Origin of the sequence: Erythrobacter donghaensis (assembly GCF_002155425.1) — a bacterium.
Lineage (GTDB): Bacteria > Pseudomonadota > Alphaproteobacteria > Sphingomonadales > Sphingomonadaceae > Erythrobacter > Erythrobacter donghaensis.
Genome location: NZ_MUYG01000011.1, coordinates 606,295 through 623,351 on the forward strand (window position 1 = coordinate 606,295; position 17,057 = coordinate 623,351).

16 protein-coding genes are annotated in these 17,057 nt (G+C 65.6%); 10 read left to right on the plus strand and 6 right to left on the minus strand.

Features of this window, described 5'->3' with window-relative positions; genetic code table 11:
• Positions 1–86 precede the first annotated feature (86 nt).
• From BZF59_RS14385 to BZF59_RS14405, 5 genes are all read left to right on the plus strand, one after another.
• Complete coding sequence (locus BZF59_RS14385; protein ID WP_086608919.1) at positions 87–1,517, plus strand: circularly permuted type 2 ATP-grasp protein; 1,431 nt, start codon at positions 87–89, stop codon at positions 1,515–1,517.
• Positions 1,517–2,461 carry an alpha-E domain-containing protein gene (locus BZF59_RS14390; RefSeq protein WP_086608920.1) on the plus strand — a complete coding sequence of 315 codons (945 nt, stop codon included), beginning with the start codon at positions 1,517–1,519 and terminating at the stop codon, positions 2,459–2,461. Before BZF59_RS14385 ends, BZF59_RS14390 begins: the two co-directional genes overlap by 1 nt.
• Positions 2,462–2,466: 5 nt before the next feature.
• Entirely contained in the window at positions 2,467–3,321 is an 855-nt protein-coding gene (locus BZF59_RS14395; RefSeq protein ID WP_086609236.1) for a transglutaminase family protein, read from the plus strand.
• A gap of 88 nt (positions 3,322–3,409) precedes the next feature.
• Positions 3,410–4,156, plus strand: coding sequence for a proteasome-type protease (locus BZF59_RS14400; protein WP_086608921.1), 747 nt, complete (start codon positions 3,410–3,412; stop codon positions 4,154–4,156).
• Between the two features lie 142 nt (positions 4,157–4,298).
• On the plus strand, positions 4,299–4,919 hold the full coding sequence (locus BZF59_RS14405; protein WP_086608922.1) for a response regulator transcription factor: 621 nt from the start codon (positions 4,299–4,301) through the stop codon (positions 4,917–4,919).
• A gap of 181 nt (positions 4,920–5,100) precedes the next feature.
• Here BZF59_RS14405 and BZF59_RS14410 read toward each other — a convergent pair whose 3' ends face one another.
• From BZF59_RS14410 to putP, 5 genes are all read right to left on the minus strand, one after another.
• Positions 5,101–5,823, minus strand: a complete 723-nt coding sequence (locus BZF59_RS14410) for an extensin family protein (RefSeq protein ID WP_086608923.1) — start codon at positions 5,821–5,823, stop codon at positions 5,101–5,103.
• A 97-nt stretch (positions 5,824–5,920) separates the two neighbouring features.
• Complete coding sequence (locus BZF59_RS14415) at positions 5,921–6,316, minus strand: VOC family protein (protein ID WP_086609237.1); 396 nt, start codon at positions 6,314–6,316, stop codon at positions 5,921–5,923.
• A gap of 60 nt (positions 6,317–6,376) precedes the next feature.
• Positions 6,377–7,096: a cytochrome c biogenesis CcdA family protein gene (locus tag BZF59_RS14420; protein WP_086608924.1), complete on the minus strand. Its 720-nt coding sequence runs from the start codon at positions 7,094–7,096 to the stop codon at positions 6,377–6,379.
• Between the two features lie 12 nt (positions 7,097–7,108).
• Positions 7,109–7,513 (minus strand): thioredoxin family protein, encoded by a 405-nt coding sequence (locus BZF59_RS14425; RefSeq protein WP_086608925.1) that lies wholly within the window; start codon positions 7,511–7,513, stop codon positions 7,109–7,111.
• A 132-nt stretch (positions 7,514–7,645) separates the two neighbouring features.
• Positions 7,646–9,115, minus strand: coding sequence for a sodium/proline symporter PutP (gene putP, locus BZF59_RS14430; RefSeq protein ID WP_086608926.1), 1,470 nt, complete (start codon positions 9,113–9,115; stop codon positions 7,646–7,648).
• A 218-nt stretch (positions 9,116–9,333) separates the two neighbouring features.
• Between putP and BZF59_RS14435 the strand changes: the two genes are divergently transcribed.
• From BZF59_RS14435 to BZF59_RS14445, 3 genes are all read left to right on the plus strand, one after another.
• Positions 9,334–10,176 (plus strand): outer membrane protein, encoded by an 843-nt coding sequence (locus BZF59_RS14435; RefSeq protein WP_086608927.1) that lies wholly within the window; start codon positions 9,334–9,336, stop codon positions 10,174–10,176.
• Between the two features lie 182 nt (positions 10,177–10,358).
• Positions 10,359–11,132: a meso-2,3-butanediol dehydrogenase gene (budC, locus tag BZF59_RS14440; protein ID WP_086608928.1), complete on the plus strand. Its 774-nt coding sequence runs from the start codon at positions 10,359–10,361 to the stop codon at positions 11,130–11,132.
• Positions 11,133–11,149: 17 nt separating this feature from the next.
• Positions 11,150–11,623 carry a hypothetical protein gene (locus BZF59_RS14445; protein ID WP_158094334.1) on the plus strand — a complete coding sequence of 158 codons (474 nt, stop codon included), beginning with the start codon at positions 11,150–11,152 and terminating at the stop codon, positions 11,621–11,623.
• A 3-nt stretch (positions 11,624–11,626) separates the two neighbouring features.
• Here BZF59_RS14445 and typA read toward each other — a convergent pair whose 3' ends face one another.
• Entirely contained in the window at positions 11,627–13,462 is a 1,836-nt protein-coding gene (gene typA / locus BZF59_RS14450) for a translational GTPase TypA (RefSeq protein ID WP_086609238.1), read from the minus strand.
• A 421-nt stretch (positions 13,463–13,883) separates the two neighbouring features.
• Here typA and BZF59_RS14455 point away from each other — a divergent pair, with 421 nt between their 5' ends.
• Entirely contained in the window at positions 13,884–16,493 is a 2,610-nt protein-coding gene (locus tag BZF59_RS14455; protein ID WP_086608930.1) for a TonB-dependent receptor, read from the plus strand.
• A 118-nt stretch (positions 16,494–16,611) separates the two neighbouring features.
• Entirely contained in the window at positions 16,612–17,004 is a 393-nt protein-coding gene (locus tag BZF59_RS14460) for a DUF805 domain-containing protein (RefSeq protein ID WP_086608931.1), read from the plus strand.
• The last annotated feature ends 53 nt before the right edge of the window (positions 17,005–17,057 follow it).

The window sequence follows — 17,057 nt, forward strand, 5'->3', positions numbered from 1 at the left end:
ATCGTCGCAATCCGATCTCACCGCTTCCCTTTTCCAAAAGCGCGGTTAGATTGCTGCATTGCACCTAACAAACCAAGCGGGGGGTAATGCAGGCGCGCGGCGGCACTTTTGATGAAATGTTCGATGAAGCGGGCAACACGCGGCCGGCCTATGCCGAATATTGCCGCTGGTTTGGTGAACAGCCGCCCGAACTGATGCGCCGCAAGAACCGCGAGGCGGATGATACCTTCCGCCGCACCGGGATCACCTTCAACGTCTATGGCGAGGATGCCGCCGAAGAGCGGCTGATCCCGTTCGACATGGTGCCGCGCATCATCACCGCCGCCGAATGGCGCCGCTTGTCGCGCGGGATCGAGCAGCGGGTGCGCGCGCTCAATTCCTTCCTCTACGATCTCTATCACCGGCAGGAAATCGTGCGCGCCGGCCGCCTGCCCGCGCGGCTGCTGCAAAGCAATGATGCCTGGCTCGCCAACATGGTCGGCTTCACCCCGCCGGGCGGGATCTACACGCATATTGTCGGGATCGATCTGGTGCGCACCGGGCCGGACGAATTCTTCGTGCTGGAAGACAATGCGCGAACGCCCTCGGGCGTCTCCTACATGCTGGAGAACCGCGAGACGATGATGGGGATGTTCCCCGATCTGTTCAGCCGGGTGGCGGTGGAGAGCGTGTCGAATTACCCGCGCCGCCTCGCCCGCAGCCTTGCCGCCTGCGTCCCGCCCGCCTTCACCGGGGGCAAGCCGGTGGTCGCGGTGCTGACGCCGGGGATTTACAACTCGGCCTATTTCGAGCACGCCTTCCTCGCCGACCAGATGGGGGCCGAGCTGGTCGAGGGGAGCGATCTACGCGTTACCGAGGGCCGGGTGCAGATGCGCACCACGCGCGGTTACAAGCCGATCGACGTGCTCTATCGCCGGGTCGACGACGAGTTCCTCGACCCGCTCACCTTCAACCCCGACAGCATGCTGGGCGTGCCGGGGATCATGGATGTCTACCGCGCGGGCGGGATCACCATCGCCAACGCGCCGGGCACCGGGGTGGCGGACGACAAGGCGATCTATAGCTTCATGCCCGAGATCGTCGAATTCTACACCGGCGAAAAGCCGTTGCTGCCCAACGTCCAGACCTGGCGCTGCGCGGACAAGGACAGTCTGGCCTATGTGCTCGACAACCTTGCCGAGCTGGTGGTCAAGGAAGTGCACGGATCGGGCGGTTACGGGATGCTGATCGGGCCGACGTCATCGAAGCGCGAGATCGCGGCCTTCCGCGAAAAGCTGGTCGCCAAGCCCGACAATTACATCGCCCAGCCCACTCTCGCGCTGTCGACCTGCCCGATCTACACCGCCAAGGGCCTTGCGCCCCGGCATCTGGATCTGCGGCCCTTCGTGCTGGTCAGCCCCGAAGGGATCGACATCACGCCGGGCGGGCTGACGCGGGTGGCGCTCAAGAAGGGATCGCTAGTGGTCAATTCCTCGCAAGGGGGCGGCACCAAGGATACGTGGGTGTTGAAAGACTGATGCTGGGCAGAACCGCCAACAGCCTGTTCTGGATGTTTCGCTATCTCGAGCGGGCGGAGAACACCGCGCGTCTGCTCGAAGCGGCGCTGCGGATGGCGCTGACCCGCGATCTGGCAACCGCCGAGGCCGAGTGGCGCTCGGTGATCGCAACGCTGGGGCTGCAGGCCGCCTTCGAGGCGAACCACGATTCCTATGACGGACTGACCGTCTGGAACTTCGTGCTGCGCGCGCCCGGCAACCCGGCCAATGTCCGCGAAATGCTGGGCGCCGTGCGCTTCAACGCGCGGATGGCGCGCACCAATATCTCGTCCGACGTGTGGGAAGCGGTCAACGACAACTGGATGAAGCTCGACAAGCTGCTCGCCCGGCCCGTCGGTCAGACCGCGGTGGGCGAGCTGCTGGCATCGATCCGGCGCACCGGCACGCAGGTCCACGGCGCTTTCGACGGGTCGATGCTGCGCGACGAGGGCTATCACTTCGCCCGCGCGGGCACCTTCATCGAGCGGGCCGACAGCACCGCGCGCATTCTCGACATGAAGTATTTCCTGCTGCTGCCGTCGCTCTCCTATGTCGGATCGAGCCTCGATACGGGGCAGTGGGAACAGGTGCTGCGCTCGGTCGCGGGGGCGCGGGTCTATTCGTGGCTCAATGCCGGGCAGATCGAAGCGCGCGGGATCGTCGAATTCCTGGTGCTCGACGACCGCTTCCCGCGCAGCCTCGCCTTCTGCCGCAACGCCCTGCGCGATTGTCTCGGCGCGCTCGCCCGAACGCATGGTGTCGAGGGCGGCGCGGTCGCGCTGATGCGCGATTCCGATACCCGCATCAGCCACCTTTGCGTCGACCAGATCTTCGAGGCGGGGCTGCACGAATTCCTGATCGATTTCCTCGCCCGCAACGCCGCCATCGGCCGGGCGATTGCCGAGGATTACCGGTTCCACGCATGAGCAAACTGCGCCTCTCGATCCGCCACACCACTCACTATGCCTTCGCGCAGCCGGTGGTCCACGCGCTCCAGCGGCTGCGGCTGACCCCCAAGGAGACGCAAGGTCAGCGCATCGTCCAATGGTCGATGCAGTTCGACAACGCCCATGCCGAGCTCGAATATGACGATCAGCATTTCAACCACGTCACGCTGATCGGTCTTGCGCCGGGTGCGCGCGAGGTGACCGTAAGCTGCGAAGGCGTAGTCGAGACCGAGGACAATGCCGGGGTGATCGGTCGCCATTCGGGGCACCTGCCCCTGTGGAGCTTCCTGCGCCAGACCCCGCTGACCCGCCCCGGCGTCAAGTTGCGCAGCCTGCTGCGCGAGGCGGCGGGCGCGGCTGACGATGCGCCGCTCGATTTCCTCCACGCGCTCTCGGCGCTGATCCGCGAGCGGGTGGCCTATGAAACCGGCCGCACCCACTCCGCCACCACCGCCGAGGAAGCGACCCTTCAGGGCGCAGGCGTGTGTCAGGATCACGCCCACATCTTCATCGGCGCCGCGCGCGCGCACGGCATTCCGGCGCGCTATGTCAGCGGCTATCTGATGATGGACGACCGGATCGAGCAGGAGGCCACCCACGCCTGGGCCGAAGCCCATGTCGAAGGGCTGGGCTGGGTCGGTTTCGACGTGTCGAACGGCATCAGCCCCGATCCGCGCTATGTCCGCGTGGCGACGGGCAGCGACTACCGCGATGCGGCGCCGATCACCGGGATCAGCTTCGGCAGTGCGGCCGACGAGGTGCTGACCGTGGGCCTGATGGTCGAAGGGCAGCCGTCTGCGGGCGGCCAGAGCCAGCAGCAGGGCGAACAATCACAATAATCGCAAAGCAGGGCGGCGGTGTTTGCGCTGCGGCGCGCTTCGCGTAAGTGTGCGCCTCGGCCCGCGGGCGACAGGAGAGAATGACGGCATGACCTATTGCGTTGGCATGGTGCTCGACAAGGGCCTCGTGCTCATGAGCGACACCCGCACCAATTCGGGGGTCGACAACATCTCCACCTTCCGCAAGCTGTTCCACTGGACCGTGCCGGGCGAGCGCATGATCGCGGTGATGACCGCAGGCAATCTGGCGACCACGCAGGCGGTGATCAGCCAGCTGGAAGAACGCACCAAGGCCCCGGGCGAACGCGACAACACCCTGCTCAAGGGCGCGACGATGTTTCAGGTCGCCACGGAGATCGGCCGCCTGCTGCGCACGACGATTGAAACCGCACAGAACGTCAATGGCGATGGGGGGAAGGGGCGCTTTACCGCCACCATGATCGTGGCCGGGCAGATCGCCGGGATGCAGCCGCGGCTGTTCATGATCTATCCCGAAGGCAATTTCATCGAAGCCAGCTGGGACACGCCCTTCTTCCAGATCGGCGAGACCAAGTATGGCCGCCCGATCCTGATCCGCGGATATGATCGGGACATGAGTTTCGAGGATGCGATCAAGCTGCTGATGGTCAGTTTCGATTCGACTCTCAAGGCTAACCTGTCGGTCGGTCTGCCGCTGGATCTTTTGGTTATCGGCAAGGATACGTTTGCCGCCACCCACGAACACCGCGTGGCTGCCGACGATTCCTATTTCGACACCATTTCATCGGGTTGGGGCGATGCGCTGCGATCGGCGTTTCACTCGCTTCCGTCCTATCGCTTCGGTGACGACACCTAGCAATTTACCGCAATCTGGCTCCGCTTTGGAGCATTTTTATAGCTTATTATCAGATGTTTGCGCCTTTCCGGGTATGGTAAATCCTCCGGATCGGCGGCGCTCTTGCGTGAAACCCGCAAGGGGTTGGCGCAGACAGACTGACATGACACGCAAAGCCACCCTCCACTTCATCGATTCGTGCAGCCGCCAACGGGCCGAACTGGCTCGGGTAGGCTTCACGCTGGGCCACCACTGCGAGGTCTACGGCGACCTGTCCGAACTCGCGGTCCACCCGCCGCGCGAAGGGATCCTGATCGCCCGCGACACCGCCGAAGAAGGCGGGGTCGGCATGATCCTCGACCGGCTGGGGCGGCTGGGCATCTGGCTCCCGCTGATTGCGGTCGACGTGCAGCCGCGTCCGGGCCGGATTGTCGAGGCGATCAAGGCCGGGGCGCTCGATTATCTCGCCCTGCCGCTCGATCCTGAGCGTTTCACCCGCTGCCTGCTGCGGATCGAGAAGGAGGCCGAACAGTTCGGCGTCGCCCGCCGCCGCATGATCGAAGCGCGCGATCGCATCTCGACCCTCTCGGCGCGAGAACGCGAAGTGCTCGACTGGCTGGCGGAAGGCAGCAGCAACAAGGCGATCGCGCGGGAACTCGACATCAGCCCGCGCACGGTGGAAATCCACCGCGCCAACATGATGACCAAGCTCGGCGCGCGCCATGCGGCGGAAGCCGTGCGCCTGAAACTCGAGGCGAAGCTGGAACCCAGGCTGCGGGCGTAGCGCCCTACCTTTCGGCCCGGCTCGTCCTGTCCCCTTGCAGGAGCCGACGCCGACAGCAGACGGGACCGATCAGGCTTGTCTTACGGGCGGCCCCGGCGCTGGTGGTTCAGCGGGCCGGGGCCGCTTTCGTTTGCGCGTGTGGAAAGGGGTCGCCGATGGCGTGAGCGGTCACGCCCTCCGCTCAGCGGCAGAACTTCGCGCCCGTGCCTTCCAGATGGAAATGATCCGCGTGCGCGGCATTATATTGTGGGCCGAGCACCGTGCCGAACCGCTTGCAGGCGCTGCGATGCACCACCCGCAGGAACTCGCGCGTCGACGCATCGCCGCCATCCCAGTCGCGCTTGAGCACGATCCGGCGCCCATCGGCCAGCACGAAGCCCGCGACATCGATCGCCTCGGCGCGGGCATGGCCCGATCGCACTTCGGTGCCCGCGACATTGCGGCAGGCATAGGAACCCATCGTCTCGATCCGCGCCACCGGGCTGCCGAGGATCTCGCGCGCGGCGCGGTCGACGCCGAAGCGCGCCCAGTCGCCGAAGGCCTTGGCCACGCCGCAGCGCACCGGGCCGAGATTGCTGACGCTCATCGGCGCGCGGTCGCCCGCCAGCGCCATCAGCTGCACCGTGCCAAGCTTGTTGCACCCCGGGGCGGCATAGGTATCGGGCAGCGGATCGAACCGCGCGCCGCTTGCGCCCAGATCGGCAAGGCATCCGTCTTCGCTGGGGCGCGGCACATAAGATCGCGGGGCCGAGGCGACCGGCACCGCCGGGCGGGCCGGGGCGCGCGCGCTTTGGCTGGCGTTGCCCGGCGCGGCGCTGCTGCCCGGGATCAGCGATCCGCAACCGGCCAGCGCCAGAGCGGCCGTGGCCAGCGTGATCGCGCGAAGGGTGCCCTTGGCTTTCATGCCAAGGGTTATTGCGCAGGAATGGTTAACAGGGCGGAAACGCCTTCGGAAAAGCGTTCCTTTGTTGCCGCTTAGGGGTTGGCGCGCAGACGGCGGCTCAGGGCAGGGCATCCTCGACCTGTTCCCACAACTCGATCTTGACCCCGTCCGGGTCGAGCAGCCAGGCGAACTTGCCATAGCCCTCGTCGGCCTCGCCGAAGATTTCGACACCCTTGGCCTTCAGACCCGCGACCATGCCGTCGCAATCATTGACCCTGAGGTTGATCATGAAGCCGCCGGCGCCGGGCTTGATATAGGTGTCGTCGCCAAAGTGGCTGATCAGCGAATAGGGATGCGCCATCGGCTCGTCCGCCCAGGCGAGTTGCGGGCCATAGGGCCCGTCGATCCCGAGCGTGTCGCGATACCACGCTCGCGTCGCCGCCGGGTCTTTCACGACATAGAACACCCCGCCGAGCCCGGTGACGCGCGGTGCGCCTGAATTTGTGTCTGCCATCGCCAAGTCCTCCCCACGGCGATCATGCGCCATGCTGCGACCGGAGAAAAGAGCGATCGCTTAGAACTTCGTCGTGAAGGCCACCAGCGAGGCAGGCAGCACGTCGAGCAGCGCGGCCTCGATCACCTTGTCGAAGCCGGTCAGCACCAGCGTGCCCACCACCACCAAGGCCGCCCCGAACAGCGGCTTGCCGTAGCGGGCGAGGGCGGCAAGGGTCTTGCGCCGCTCACCCAGCGCCCGGCGCGAGCCATAGGCGAAGGCAAGGATCGAACTCGCCACGCCCAGCCCGAAGGCGAGGAAGATCGTGAAGCTGGCGATCAAATCCTCGCCGCCGCTGGCAGCCGCAATCGCCACGCCCAGCGTCGGGCCCACGCAGGGCGCCCAGACCAGCCCGAGCAGCAGGCCGATCGCTGCCTGCCCGTGCCAGCCATCGCCCTTGACTGTCGCCAGCCTGCGGTTGCCAGCGGCGGCGAGCGGGGCTGCGGCGGCGCTCAGCGCGGCCTGCGCGCGCGGCACCAGCAGCACCAGACCAGCCACCAGCAGCAGCGCACCGGCCAGCCAGCGCACCGCGCCCTCGTCGATCCCCAGCGTGTGCCCGAAAGCGATCACGCCGAAGCCGAAGATGGTGAAGCTCGTGACCAGACCGGCGGCCAGCGCCAGCGGCCCGGCCCGGCTCTTGCCCAGTGCCGACCCGACAAGGATCGGCACCAGCGGCAAGACGCAGGGGTTGAGGGTCGTCACCAGCCCCGCAAAAAAGGCGAGCAGCAGGCTGCCGGTCATGTTTTGCAGCCCTTACAGCGCGCCCAGCACCATCTGCCGCAAGCGGCCGCGGTCGGTTTCGGCGATCGAGCGGGCGACTTCCTTGCCGCCCTTGAACACCAGCACGGTCGACTGGCGCGGGATGCGGTGGGTGCGCAGGAAGGCCTTGTCCTTGTCGAAATCGACCTTCACGAAGGCAACGGTGTCGCTGGCGCGTTCCTTGCGCAGCTCGTCGAGGATGGGGGCCTGCGCGCGGCAGGTCGGGCACCAGTCGGCGTGAACATCGACCACGATGGTCTTGCCCGCACCTTGCGCGGCGGCGAAGCTCTTGGCGTCATAGGCCTGCCATCCGCCACCGGTTTCGGCGCGGGCGGTGACAGAGAGGGCAGCGGCAAGCAGCACGCCGATCGCGGCGAGCAGAGGGACGAAACGCAGCATGGGGAAACCTCCGATGAACCGGGAAAAGGGCGCAGGAGCGCACCGCCCGCCAGGGGTCACGCCGGGGGAGTGGCGGGGAAACGGGACAGTGCGGTCCTGACGCTGGAGGTTTCGTCCGCTCTGGCGGAAGGGTTACACGGTGGCGGTTTTTTTGCCGGTGGCGAGGCTGACCACCACAATCGCCAGCATCGCAGCGGCAAAGCCCGGCACGATCTCATAGAGACCCGGGCCGCCCAGAAAGGCCTTGTTCCAGCTCAGCGCAATCCATGCCGCGACGACCGCCGCGCCGGTCACAAGCCCGGCAACCGCGCCCGCGCCGGTCATCTTGTCCCACGTCAGTGCCAGCAGGATCAGCGGGCCGAAGGCCGCGCCGAAGCCCGCCCAGGCGTTGGAGACCAGCCCCAGCACCTCGCTGTTGGGATCGCTCGCCAGCAGGCAGGCGGCAATCGCCACCAGCGCCACCGCGACGCGGCTGACATTCACCGCCTCACGCTCCGAGGCGTTGCGGCGCAGGAACAGGCGGTAGAAATCCTCCGTCAGCGACGAGGACGAAACCAGCAGCTGCGAGGAGATCGTGCTCATGATCGCGGCGAGGAGCGCGGCATAGAGGAAGCCCGTCACCGCCGGGTGGAACAACAATTGGGCGAGCACGATGAAGATCGTTTCGGGATCCTCGACGACCAGCCCGTTGCGCTCCACGTAAGCACGACCCGCCAGCCCGAGGCCGAGCGCGCCGACCAGCGCGATGCCCATCCAGCCCATGCCATAGGCGGCGGCGCGCGGCACGTTCTTCACCTTGTCGATCGCCATGAAGCGCACGATGATGTGCGGCTGGCCGAAATAGCCGAGCCCCCATGTCACCGCGCTGATGAAGCCGATAGCGGTGAGGCCTTGCGTGATGTCGAGAAAGCCTTCGACCGGCACCTCCTTGAGGCTCCCGCCCGCAGAGCCGCCGGGGCCGAACATCACCACCAGCGGCATCACGATCAGCGCGACCATCATGATCAGGCCCTGCACGAAATCGGTGAGGCTGACGGCGAGGAACCCGCCGACCATGGTGTAGGCGAGCACGATCCCCGCAGTGATCAGAATGCCCAGCATGTAGTCGCTGAACATGGTGTTGGGCAGGATCCCGGCAAAGGCGGTCTCGAACAACTTGCCGCCGCCCACCAGCCCGGCGGCGGTGTAGACCGTGAAGAAGGCGACGATGATCACCGCCGAGGTGACGCGCAGCATGATCCCGCGTTCGGGGAAGCGGTTGGCGAGAAATTGCGGGATCGTCAGCGCGTTGCCGATCCGCTCGGTCTGTTCGCGCAGGCGCGGGGCGACGATGATCCAGTTGGCGAGCGCGCCGACGAACAGCCCGATCCCGATCCATGCCTCGACTAGCCCCGCGGCATAGAGCGCGCCCGGCAGGCCCAGCAGCAGCCAGCCCGACATGTCGCTCGCCCCGGCGCTGAGCGCCGCGACGGCAGGCGGCAGATTGCGGCCCGCGAGCAGATAGCCTTCCGAACTGTCGGTCGACTTGCGCCAGGCATAGAGCCCAATGGCGATCATGAGGACGAAATAGGCGGCGAGCGAGGCAAGAGTATAGGGGTTCATGGCGCGCAGGGGTAACAAGCGTCTGGCGCCATGACCACCCGTTGCGGCGAATTTCCCCACCCGAGGCATGCCGAGGGGCGGTCCGATCGGCGCAGCACATTGCGCGCTCAACTCGCCGCATGGTCCCGCGCCATCGTGGAACAAAGCCTGTTTCGAGCGCCTTACCTCGCGACGACCCGCAAAGGATGCGGGCGATTGAGAAACTCGGAGTTCAAGTAATGACATTCATCACAAAGGTCGCGCCGGTCATCGGTGTCGCGGCGCTGGCGATTTCGTCGGCAGCCTATGCGCAGGACGGCGAACCCTATTTCGACGGGCCCTATATCTCGGGCACGATCGGCCTCGAAACTGCGGACGACGGCGCTGGCGACCGGATCGTCTTCGACACCGATGGGGACGGCGCGTTCAACGACGACGTCATCACCGCTGCGGGCGCCGATGCGTTCTCGCCGGGCTTCTGTGCCGGATCGGCGACCGCCGCGACCCCCGGTTGCCGCGGCAACCGTCAGAACGAAGGCTATGCCCTGCGCGTCGGCTACGACAAGCAGATGGGTGACGGCCCGTTCGTCGCCGGTGTTTTGATCGAGGGCGCGAAGCCGGGTGTGGAGGAGTTTACCACCGCGTTCAGCACCACGCCCGCCTCCTACACCTTCCAGCGCGAGATCGACTGGGCGGTCAACGCCCGCGCGCGTCTCGGCATTTCGCCGGGTGCCGGCCGCACGCTGTTCTACGCCACCGGCGGCGTGGGCTATGCACGGATCGAGCGCGCCTTCACCACCAGCAACGGCGTGAATTCCTTCACGCCCAGCGACAACAATGATTGGCAGTTCGGCTGGCAGGCCGGCGGCGGTGCGGAAATCATGCTGACCCGCAATCTCGGCTTGGGTCTCGAATACCTTTATTCGAGCTACAACGACGACGAATACACCGTTGCTGTCGGCCCGGGCACCGCGCCTGCGACCAACCCGTTCCTGCTGGAATCGGGCGGCACGGACATGCGGCTCTCGAATGATCGCTTCGATTACCACGCGCTGCGCGCGACTGTGAACCTGCGGTTCTAATCGTTGAAAAAGCGGGCGGGCCGCGTGTCCGTCCGCTCATGAAAAGCCCCGCGCAGCTCAGGCCGCGCGGGGCTTTTTGCGTCCGGTCGCCGTCGTGGGGCGTCAGAGACACAGGCAGGGGCGGACCAAAATGCGGTTTTGCCGGTTGGTAGCCTGAAGACACACAAGAAAGGCGCGATTGCATGAACCGATTCCCAGACAAGACCGTCATCATCACCGGCTCCTCGTCGGGTATCGGGGCTGCGACTGCGCGTCGCTTTGCCGCCGAAGGCGCCAACGTGGTGCTGAATTCGCGCAACGCGAAGGACTGCGAAAGCGTCGCCGCCGATCTCGATCCGGCGCGCACGCTGATCGTGGCGGGCGACGTGTCGAAGCCGGAATTCGCCCGGGAGATCGTTAACAAGACGGTGGAGCGGTTCGGCGCGCTCGACGTGCTGGTCAACAATGCCGGGGTCGCCGCGGGGGGCATGCTCGCCAAGGCTTCGGATGACGACATCGACCGGGTGATCGACATCAACGTGAAGGGCGTCCTTTACATGTGCCGCGCAGCGATCCCGGAGCTCGCCAAGACCGAAGGCTGCATCGTCAACACCTCGAGCGTATCGGGGCTGGGCGGCGACTGGAGCCTGCCGATTTACAACGCCTCGAAGGGCGCGGTCACCAATCTGACCCGCGCGCTTGCGCTCCAGCTGGGACGCAAGAAAATCCGGGTCAACGCCGTCAATCCCTCGCTCACGCGCACCGACATGACCGACGGGATCGCCGACAACGCGGCGCTGTTCGAGGCCTTCAAGATCCGCATGCCGCTGCCGCCTCCGGCCGAGCCCGACGATATCGCGGGGCCAATCCTGTTCCTCGCCAGCGATGATGCGCGGATGGTCAACGGCGTGAACCTGCCGGTCGACGGCGGGATCGGAGCCAGCAACGGCCAGCCCAACTTCCTCGCCTATAGCTAGGTGACGCGATGACCCGGATGCTTACAGCCGCCCTCGCCACGCTGGCTCTGGGAGCCTGCAACGCAGACCGTGACACCAGAGAGACCGTGCCGACTGAAACCCCGCGCGCCGGGGTGGAGACACCGACCCCAACGCCGGTGCCGACCGCGGCGGACGCGCCGGTGGGGCCGGAAGAAGAGGCCGCCGCCTCGGGCGCCTTGCAGAGCGCCATCCCCGCGCGGTTCCACGGCACCTATGGCGCATCGCTGGAGGACTGCGCGATGAAATCGCACAGCCGCTTCACCGTCTCGGCCCAGAAAATCCAGTTCATCGAAAGCTCGGCCGAAGTGCTGAATGTCCGTGCCGAGAGCGACTACGCCGCCGTCACCGCCGACGAAACCTATGCCGACACCACGACCCGCTACGTCTTCTACATGGCGCTCGAAGGCGGCGACCGACTGCGCTACCGCTATGACAAGAACGAAAGAATGACCTGGGTGCGCTGTCCCTGATGATCAATCGCCCTTCTTGCGGCGCAGCTTCTTGCGCTCGTTGGGGTCGAGCTCGGCCTTGCGCAGGCGGATCGACAGCGGAGTCACTTCGACCATTTCATCGTCATCGATATAGGCAATCGACTGCTCCAGCGTCATGCGGCGCGGCGGGGTGAGGCGGATCGCGTCATCCTTGCCGCTCGAACGGACGTTCGAAAGCTGCTTGGCCTTCATCGGGTTCACTTCGAGATCGTCGGGCTTGGCATTCTCGCCGATGATCATGCCCTGATAGACCTTCATCTGCGGTGCCACGAACAGCTCGCCGCGTTCTTCCAGCATGTTGAGCGCGTAGGCATTCGCCTCGCCATCGCCGTTGGAGATCAGCACACCGTTGATGCGGCCCTCGATCGGGCCCTTGTAGGGGCCGTACTTCTCGAACAGCCGGTTCATGATCCCGGTGCCGCGCGTGTCGGACAGGAATTCGCCGTGGTAGCCGATGAGCCCGCGCGATGGGGCGGAGAAGGTGATGCGGGTCTTGCCGAGGCCCGAGGGGCGCATTTCGACGAGGTCGGCCTTGCGGCGCTGCATCTTCTCGACAACCGTGCCCGAGTGTTCGTCATCGACGTCGATCACGACCGTTTCATAAGGCTCGGTGCGCTTGCCGTCTTCCTCGCGGAACAGCACGCGCGGGCGGCTGATACCGAGCTCGAAGCCTTCGCGTCGCATCGTCTCGATCAGCACGCCGAGCTGCAATTCGCCGCGCCCGGCGACTTCGTAGGCGTCCTTGTCCTCGCTCTCGGTGACGCGGATCGCGACGTTGGTTTCGGCTTCGCGCAGCAGGCGATCGCGGATGATGCGCGTCGTGACCTTGCTGCCCTCACGCCCGGCGAGCGGGCTGTCGTTGACCGAAAAACGCATCGCCAGCGTCGGCGGGTCGATCGGCTGGGCGGCGATCGGTTCGCTGACCGAGGGATCGCAGATGGTGTTGGCGACGGTCGCCTTTTCCAGACCCGCCAGCGCAATGATGTCGCCCGCGCGCGCGATTTCGACCGGCACGCGCTCCAGACCATCGAAGCTCATCAGCTTGGTTGCGCGGCCGGTTTCGATGACCTTGCCGTCCATGTCGATCGCGTGGATCGGATCATTGACGCGGATCGTGCCCGACTGGACACGGCCGGTGATGACGCGGCCCATGAAGTTGTCGCGATCAAGCAACGTCGCAAGGAAGCTGAACTTGGCATCCGGATCGAGGCCGGGCGAGGGCACGTGCTCGATCACCTTGTTGAACAGCGGGGCAAGGGTGCCTGAGCGCGCTTCGGCGTCCTCGCTGGCATAGCCTTCGCGGCCCGAAGCGTAGAGCACGGGGAAATCGAGCTGCTCGTCATCGGCATCGAGGCTGACGAACAGGTCGAACACCTCGTCGAGCACTTCCTGCGCGCGGCCATCGGGACGGTCGATCTTGTTGACGACGACGATCGGCTTGAGGCCCAGCGCCAGCGCCTTGCCGGTGACGAACTTGGTCTGCGGCATCGCGCCCTCGGCACTGTCGACCAGCAGGATCACGCCATCGACCATCGAGAGGATACGCTCCACCTCGGCGCCGAAGTCGGCGTGGCCGGGGGTGTCGACGATGTTGATGCGGGTGGTGTCGCCATTGTCCGAGTGCCATTCGACACTGGTGCACTTGGCGAGAATGGTGATCCCGCGTTCCTTTTCGAGATCGCCCGAATCCATCGCGCGTTCCTCGACCCGCTGATTCTCGCGGAAGGTGCCCGATTGGCGGAACAACTGGTCGACCAGCGTGGTCTTGCCGTGGTCGACGTGGGCGATGATCGCGATATTTCTGAGGGCGGACGACATTTGCGGCAAAACTTCCAGTGAAAAGCCGGACACCAGGTGCATCCGGATGAAGAACAGGGGCAACGCGGGTGGGCGCGGTGCGTTAGGCAATGTTTGTGGCGGGTTGGCGACAGCGCCGGACGCTACGGCAATCGCCGCGCAAGGCTCCGTGTGCTGCGATGCAACATCGCCGGCGCGCCTAGCAGGGGTGGGCGCGGGGGGCAAGCGCCGGGGTGGCCGAAGCCTTTGGGCGCGGCCATGACACTGTGACTCTTGCGCAACATTATCGCGATTGCCCCCTCAAAAGCGCTAGCGGAGCGCTTGTCGCCCGCGCGCGGCTGGCTTATCAGGGCGCCCACACGATCACGGGAGAGAGCGCACTGGGACGGTGCGTGCCCGCCAAAGGGCGCCGGGGTCGCGGGATTTTTGGAGAGGAGCTTCCATGCGTTCGACCTTCACCGGCATTGCCGGCGCATATCGATTCACCCTGCTTGCAGGCGCGGCCACGGCCCTTGCCCTGCCGAGCGTCGCTTTCGCTCAGGACGAGGGTGACGAGCCCGAAGTGCCCGAGGCCGATAACGTCATCATCGTTACCGCTTCCAAGCGCGAACAGACCTTGCAGGAAACCCCGATCGCGGTCTCGGTGACCAGCGGCGAGACTATCGAGCGCGCCCAGATCCGCGACGTGATCGACCTGCAGACCGTGGTGCCGTCGCTGCGTGTCAGCCAGCTTCAGACCTCGTCCGCGACGACCTTCATCATCCGCGGCTTCGGCAACGGCGACAACAACTTCGGGATCGAGCCTTCGGTCGGCGTCTTCATTGACGGCGTGTTCCGCTCGCGCTCGGCCGCGGCGCTGTCCGACCTCAACATGATCCAGCGCATCGAAGTGCTGAACGGGCCGCAATCGACCCTGTTCGGCAAGAACGCGAGCGCCGGTGTGATTTCGGTCGTCACCAAGGAGCCGCAATACGAATTCGGCGGCCAGATCGAAGCGTCCTACGGCAACTTCAACGCCATCAACCTGCGCGGCGAAGTGACCGGGCCGATCAGCGACAACATCGCCTGGTCGCTTGACGGCACCTATCAGCGGCGCGACGGCTTTGGCCGGATCGTCAACCTCGACAATGCCGAGATCAACGACCGCAACCGCTGGTCGGTGCGCGGCAACCTGCTGATCGAGCCGACCGCCGACATCAAGATCCGCCTGATCGCGGACTACACCAATATCGACGAAGTCTGCTGCCAGACCAGCAACCTTGTCGTCGGCCCGATCACCCAGCTCGCCATCGGCGGCGTGGGCGGCCAGTTCCCGACCGACTTCTTCAGCTTCGACAACTTCCTCAACGCCGTGCCGTTCAACAGGAACGAGAACTACGGCTTCTCGGGGCAGCTCGACTGGGCCTTCGGCAACGTCAACCTGACCTCGATCACCGCCTATCGTGAACTCACCAACGCCTTCACGCAGGACGTTGACTTCACCTCGGCCGACATCACCGCCGAAACCCGCGATCAGGCGGTCAATACCTTCACCCAGGAAGTGCGCCTGACCTCGGACTTCGACGGGCCGATCAACTTCCTGCTCGGCGGTTACTACTTCGACGAAAGCATCAGCCAGGACAGCAGCCTGTCGATCGGCAGCGATTTCCGCAACTTTGCCGCGATTCAGGTCGCCGCTGCCTCTGCCCCTCCGGGCACGCCCCCGGCCGCGCTGATCGCCGCTGGCAATAACGTGCTGCGGAGCGTTGAGACTAGCTTCGGCCTGCCGCTGGGCTCGATCCTCGGCGGCACCGCGCTGACCAACGAACGGTTCGCGATGGACAACACCTCGTGGTCGATTTTCGGCACGGTGGATTTCGAACCGGCTGACGGCCTCGTCTTCACCGCCGGGTTCAACTACACCGATGACCGCAAGGACTTCGTCATCAATTTCGATGCGCTCGATCCGCTGGCGAACATCAATCTGGTCGATGCCTTCATCACTCAGGCGACTGCCGGCACGGTGCGCACCCGCGCGCAGTTCCAGGCGCTTCCGGCGGCCAACCAGCAGGCGCTGCTGGCGGCGGCTACCAACCCGGGGGTCAACCCGCTGCTGGGCCTTGCCGCGCTGCAGTTCCAGACCCCGTCGCCCGACGTGCCCAACACGGTCGAGGATGGCCGCACGCGGGACGATCAGCTGACCTACCTGTTGCGCGTCGCCTATCAGGCATCGAACGAGCTCAACGTCTATGCGAGCTATTCGACCGGCTTCAAGGCGAGCTCGGTCAACCTGTCGCGTGACAGCCGTCCGCTCTCAAGCGACTACATCCCGGGCCCCGGTCCGCGCGGTTCGACCTTCGGTGCCCCGGCATCGCCGATCATCAACGCCGGGCTGGCCACGCCCAACCTTTCGACCGGCACCCGCTTTGCCGGCCCGGAAGAAGCCCGCGTGATCGAACTCGGCATGAAGGGCCAGTGGGATGGTTGGGGCTTCAACCTCGCGGTCTTCGATCAGGAGATCGAAGGCTTCCAGAGCTTCCTGTTCACCGGGCTTGGCTTCGGCCTTGCCAATGCGGGCAAGCAGTCGGTGCGCGGGTTCGAGCTCGATACCACCATCCAGCCGTTCGATCCGCTGGTGCTGACCTTCGCCGTCACCCACCTCGACCCGCTGTATGACGACTTCACCGGCGGCCCGCTGGGCGATCTGTCGGGACGGCGTCCGGCCGGTATCCCGGCTTGGAGCCTGCGGACTTCGGCGACCTACAGCCACGAATTCGGCGGCAGCGGCAACTTCCTGATCACCCGCGTCGACTATGCGCATGACAGCCAGGTCAACATCCTTGACGGGATCGCGGGCTTCAACGCCAACCAGTTCCGGCGTGAAGTCAACCTGGTCAACGCTTCGACCACGCTGGCGCTCGACAACGGGCTGGAAGTCGGTCTGTTTGCGCGCAACCTGCTCGACGAACAGTTCGCGCTGACGATCTTCCCGGGCGTTGCGCAGGCCGGCACGGTGTCGGGATATCCCAACCCGCCGCGCACCTGGGGTGGTCTGGTGCGCTTCAAGTTCTGATCGCACCGGGCTTCGGCCACACGAGATCAAGGCCTCGCACCTTCGCGGTGCGGGGCCTTTTTCGTGGGGGAGGCTTCGGGCCTCTTGCAAGGTGCGCGATGGCGGGGAATGAAGCGGGATGCTCGACAGCCTGATCGATCCCTTCCGCCGCATCCTTGATTTCCGCACCCGCTCGCGGCGGCGCGAATACTGGCTGTTCATCGCCTGGCAGGTGCCGATCGTGCTCGGCGCGCTGCTGCTGGGGATCAACCTCATGCCCCGCGAGGACAGTCCCGCGGCGCTGCTGGGCGCGCCGCTGGTCTATGTAGCGATCTTCGGCCTGCCGACGCTGGCGCTTCAGGTGCGCCGCCTGCACGATGCGGACAAGTCTGGCTGGTGGTGGCTCGTCAGCCTGATCCCCTATCTCGGCCTCGGCTGGCTGATCTATCTGATGTGCCTTCCCGGCACATGGGGGGACAACCGCTACGGTCCCGATCCGCGCCAGACCTGGCAGGGCGACCTGTTCGAGTAGTTTTCTGTTTGCCTCAAGCGCTTGGCCTGTGCAATCTCAGGCGACGCGGCGAA

Bases quoted from the DNA above. Each gene is read 5' to 3' on its own strand.
- BZF59_RS14425 (WP_086608925.1), bottom strand. From the start codon at position 7,513: ATGCTGCGTTTCGTCCCTCTGCTCGCCGCGATCGGCGTGCTGCTTGCC.
- BZF59_RS14415 (WP_086609237.1), bottom strand. From the start codon at position 6,316: ATGGCAGACACAAATTCAGGCGCACCGCGCGTCACCGGGCTCGGCGGG.
- BZF59_RS14460 (WP_086608931.1), top strand. From the start codon at position 16,612: ATGCTCGACAGCCTGATCGATCCCTTCCGCCGCATCCTTGATTTCCGC.
- BZF59_RS14455 (WP_086608930.1), top strand. From the start codon at position 13,884: ATGCGTTCGACCTTCACCGGCATTGCCGGCGCATATCGATTCACCCTG.
- BZF59_RS14405 (WP_086608922.1), top strand. From the start codon at position 4,299: ATGACACGCAAAGCCACCCTCCACTTCATCGATTCGTGCAGCCGCCAA.
- typA (WP_086609238.1), bottom strand. From the start codon at position 13,462: ATGTCGTCCGCCCTCAGAAATATCGCGATCATCGCCCACGTCGACCAC.
- budC (WP_086608928.1), top strand. From the start codon at position 10,359: ATGAACCGATTCCCAGACAAGACCGTCATCATCACCGGCTCCTCGTCG.
- putP (WP_086608926.1), bottom strand. From the start codon at position 9,115: ATGAACCCCTATACTCTTGCCTCGCTCGCCGCCTATTTCGTCCTCATG.
- BZF59_RS14435 (WP_086608927.1), top strand. From the start codon at position 9,334: ATGACATTCATCACAAAGGTCGCGCCGGTCATCGGTGTCGCGGCGCTG.
- BZF59_RS14420 (WP_086608924.1), bottom strand. From the start codon at position 7,096: ATGACCGGCAGCCTGCTGCTCGCCTTTTTTGCGGGGCTGGTGACGACC.
- BZF59_RS14410 (WP_086608923.1), bottom strand. From the start codon at position 5,823: ATGAAAGCCAAGGGCACCCTTCGCGCGATCACGCTGGCCACGGCCGCT.
- BZF59_RS14445 (WP_158094334.1), top strand. From the start codon at position 11,150: ATGCTTACAGCCGCCCTCGCCACGCTGGCTCTGGGAGCCTGCAACGCA.
- BZF59_RS14400 (WP_086608921.1), top strand. From the start codon at position 3,410: ATGACCTATTGCGTTGGCATGGTGCTCGACAAGGGCCTCGTGCTCATG.
- BZF59_RS14385 (WP_086608919.1), top strand. From the start codon at position 87: ATGCAGGCGCGCGGCGGCACTTTTGATGAAATGTTCGATGAAGCGGGC.
- BZF59_RS14390 (WP_086608920.1), top strand. From the start codon at position 1,517: ATGCTGGGCAGAACCGCCAACAGCCTGTTCTGGATGTTTCGCTATCTC.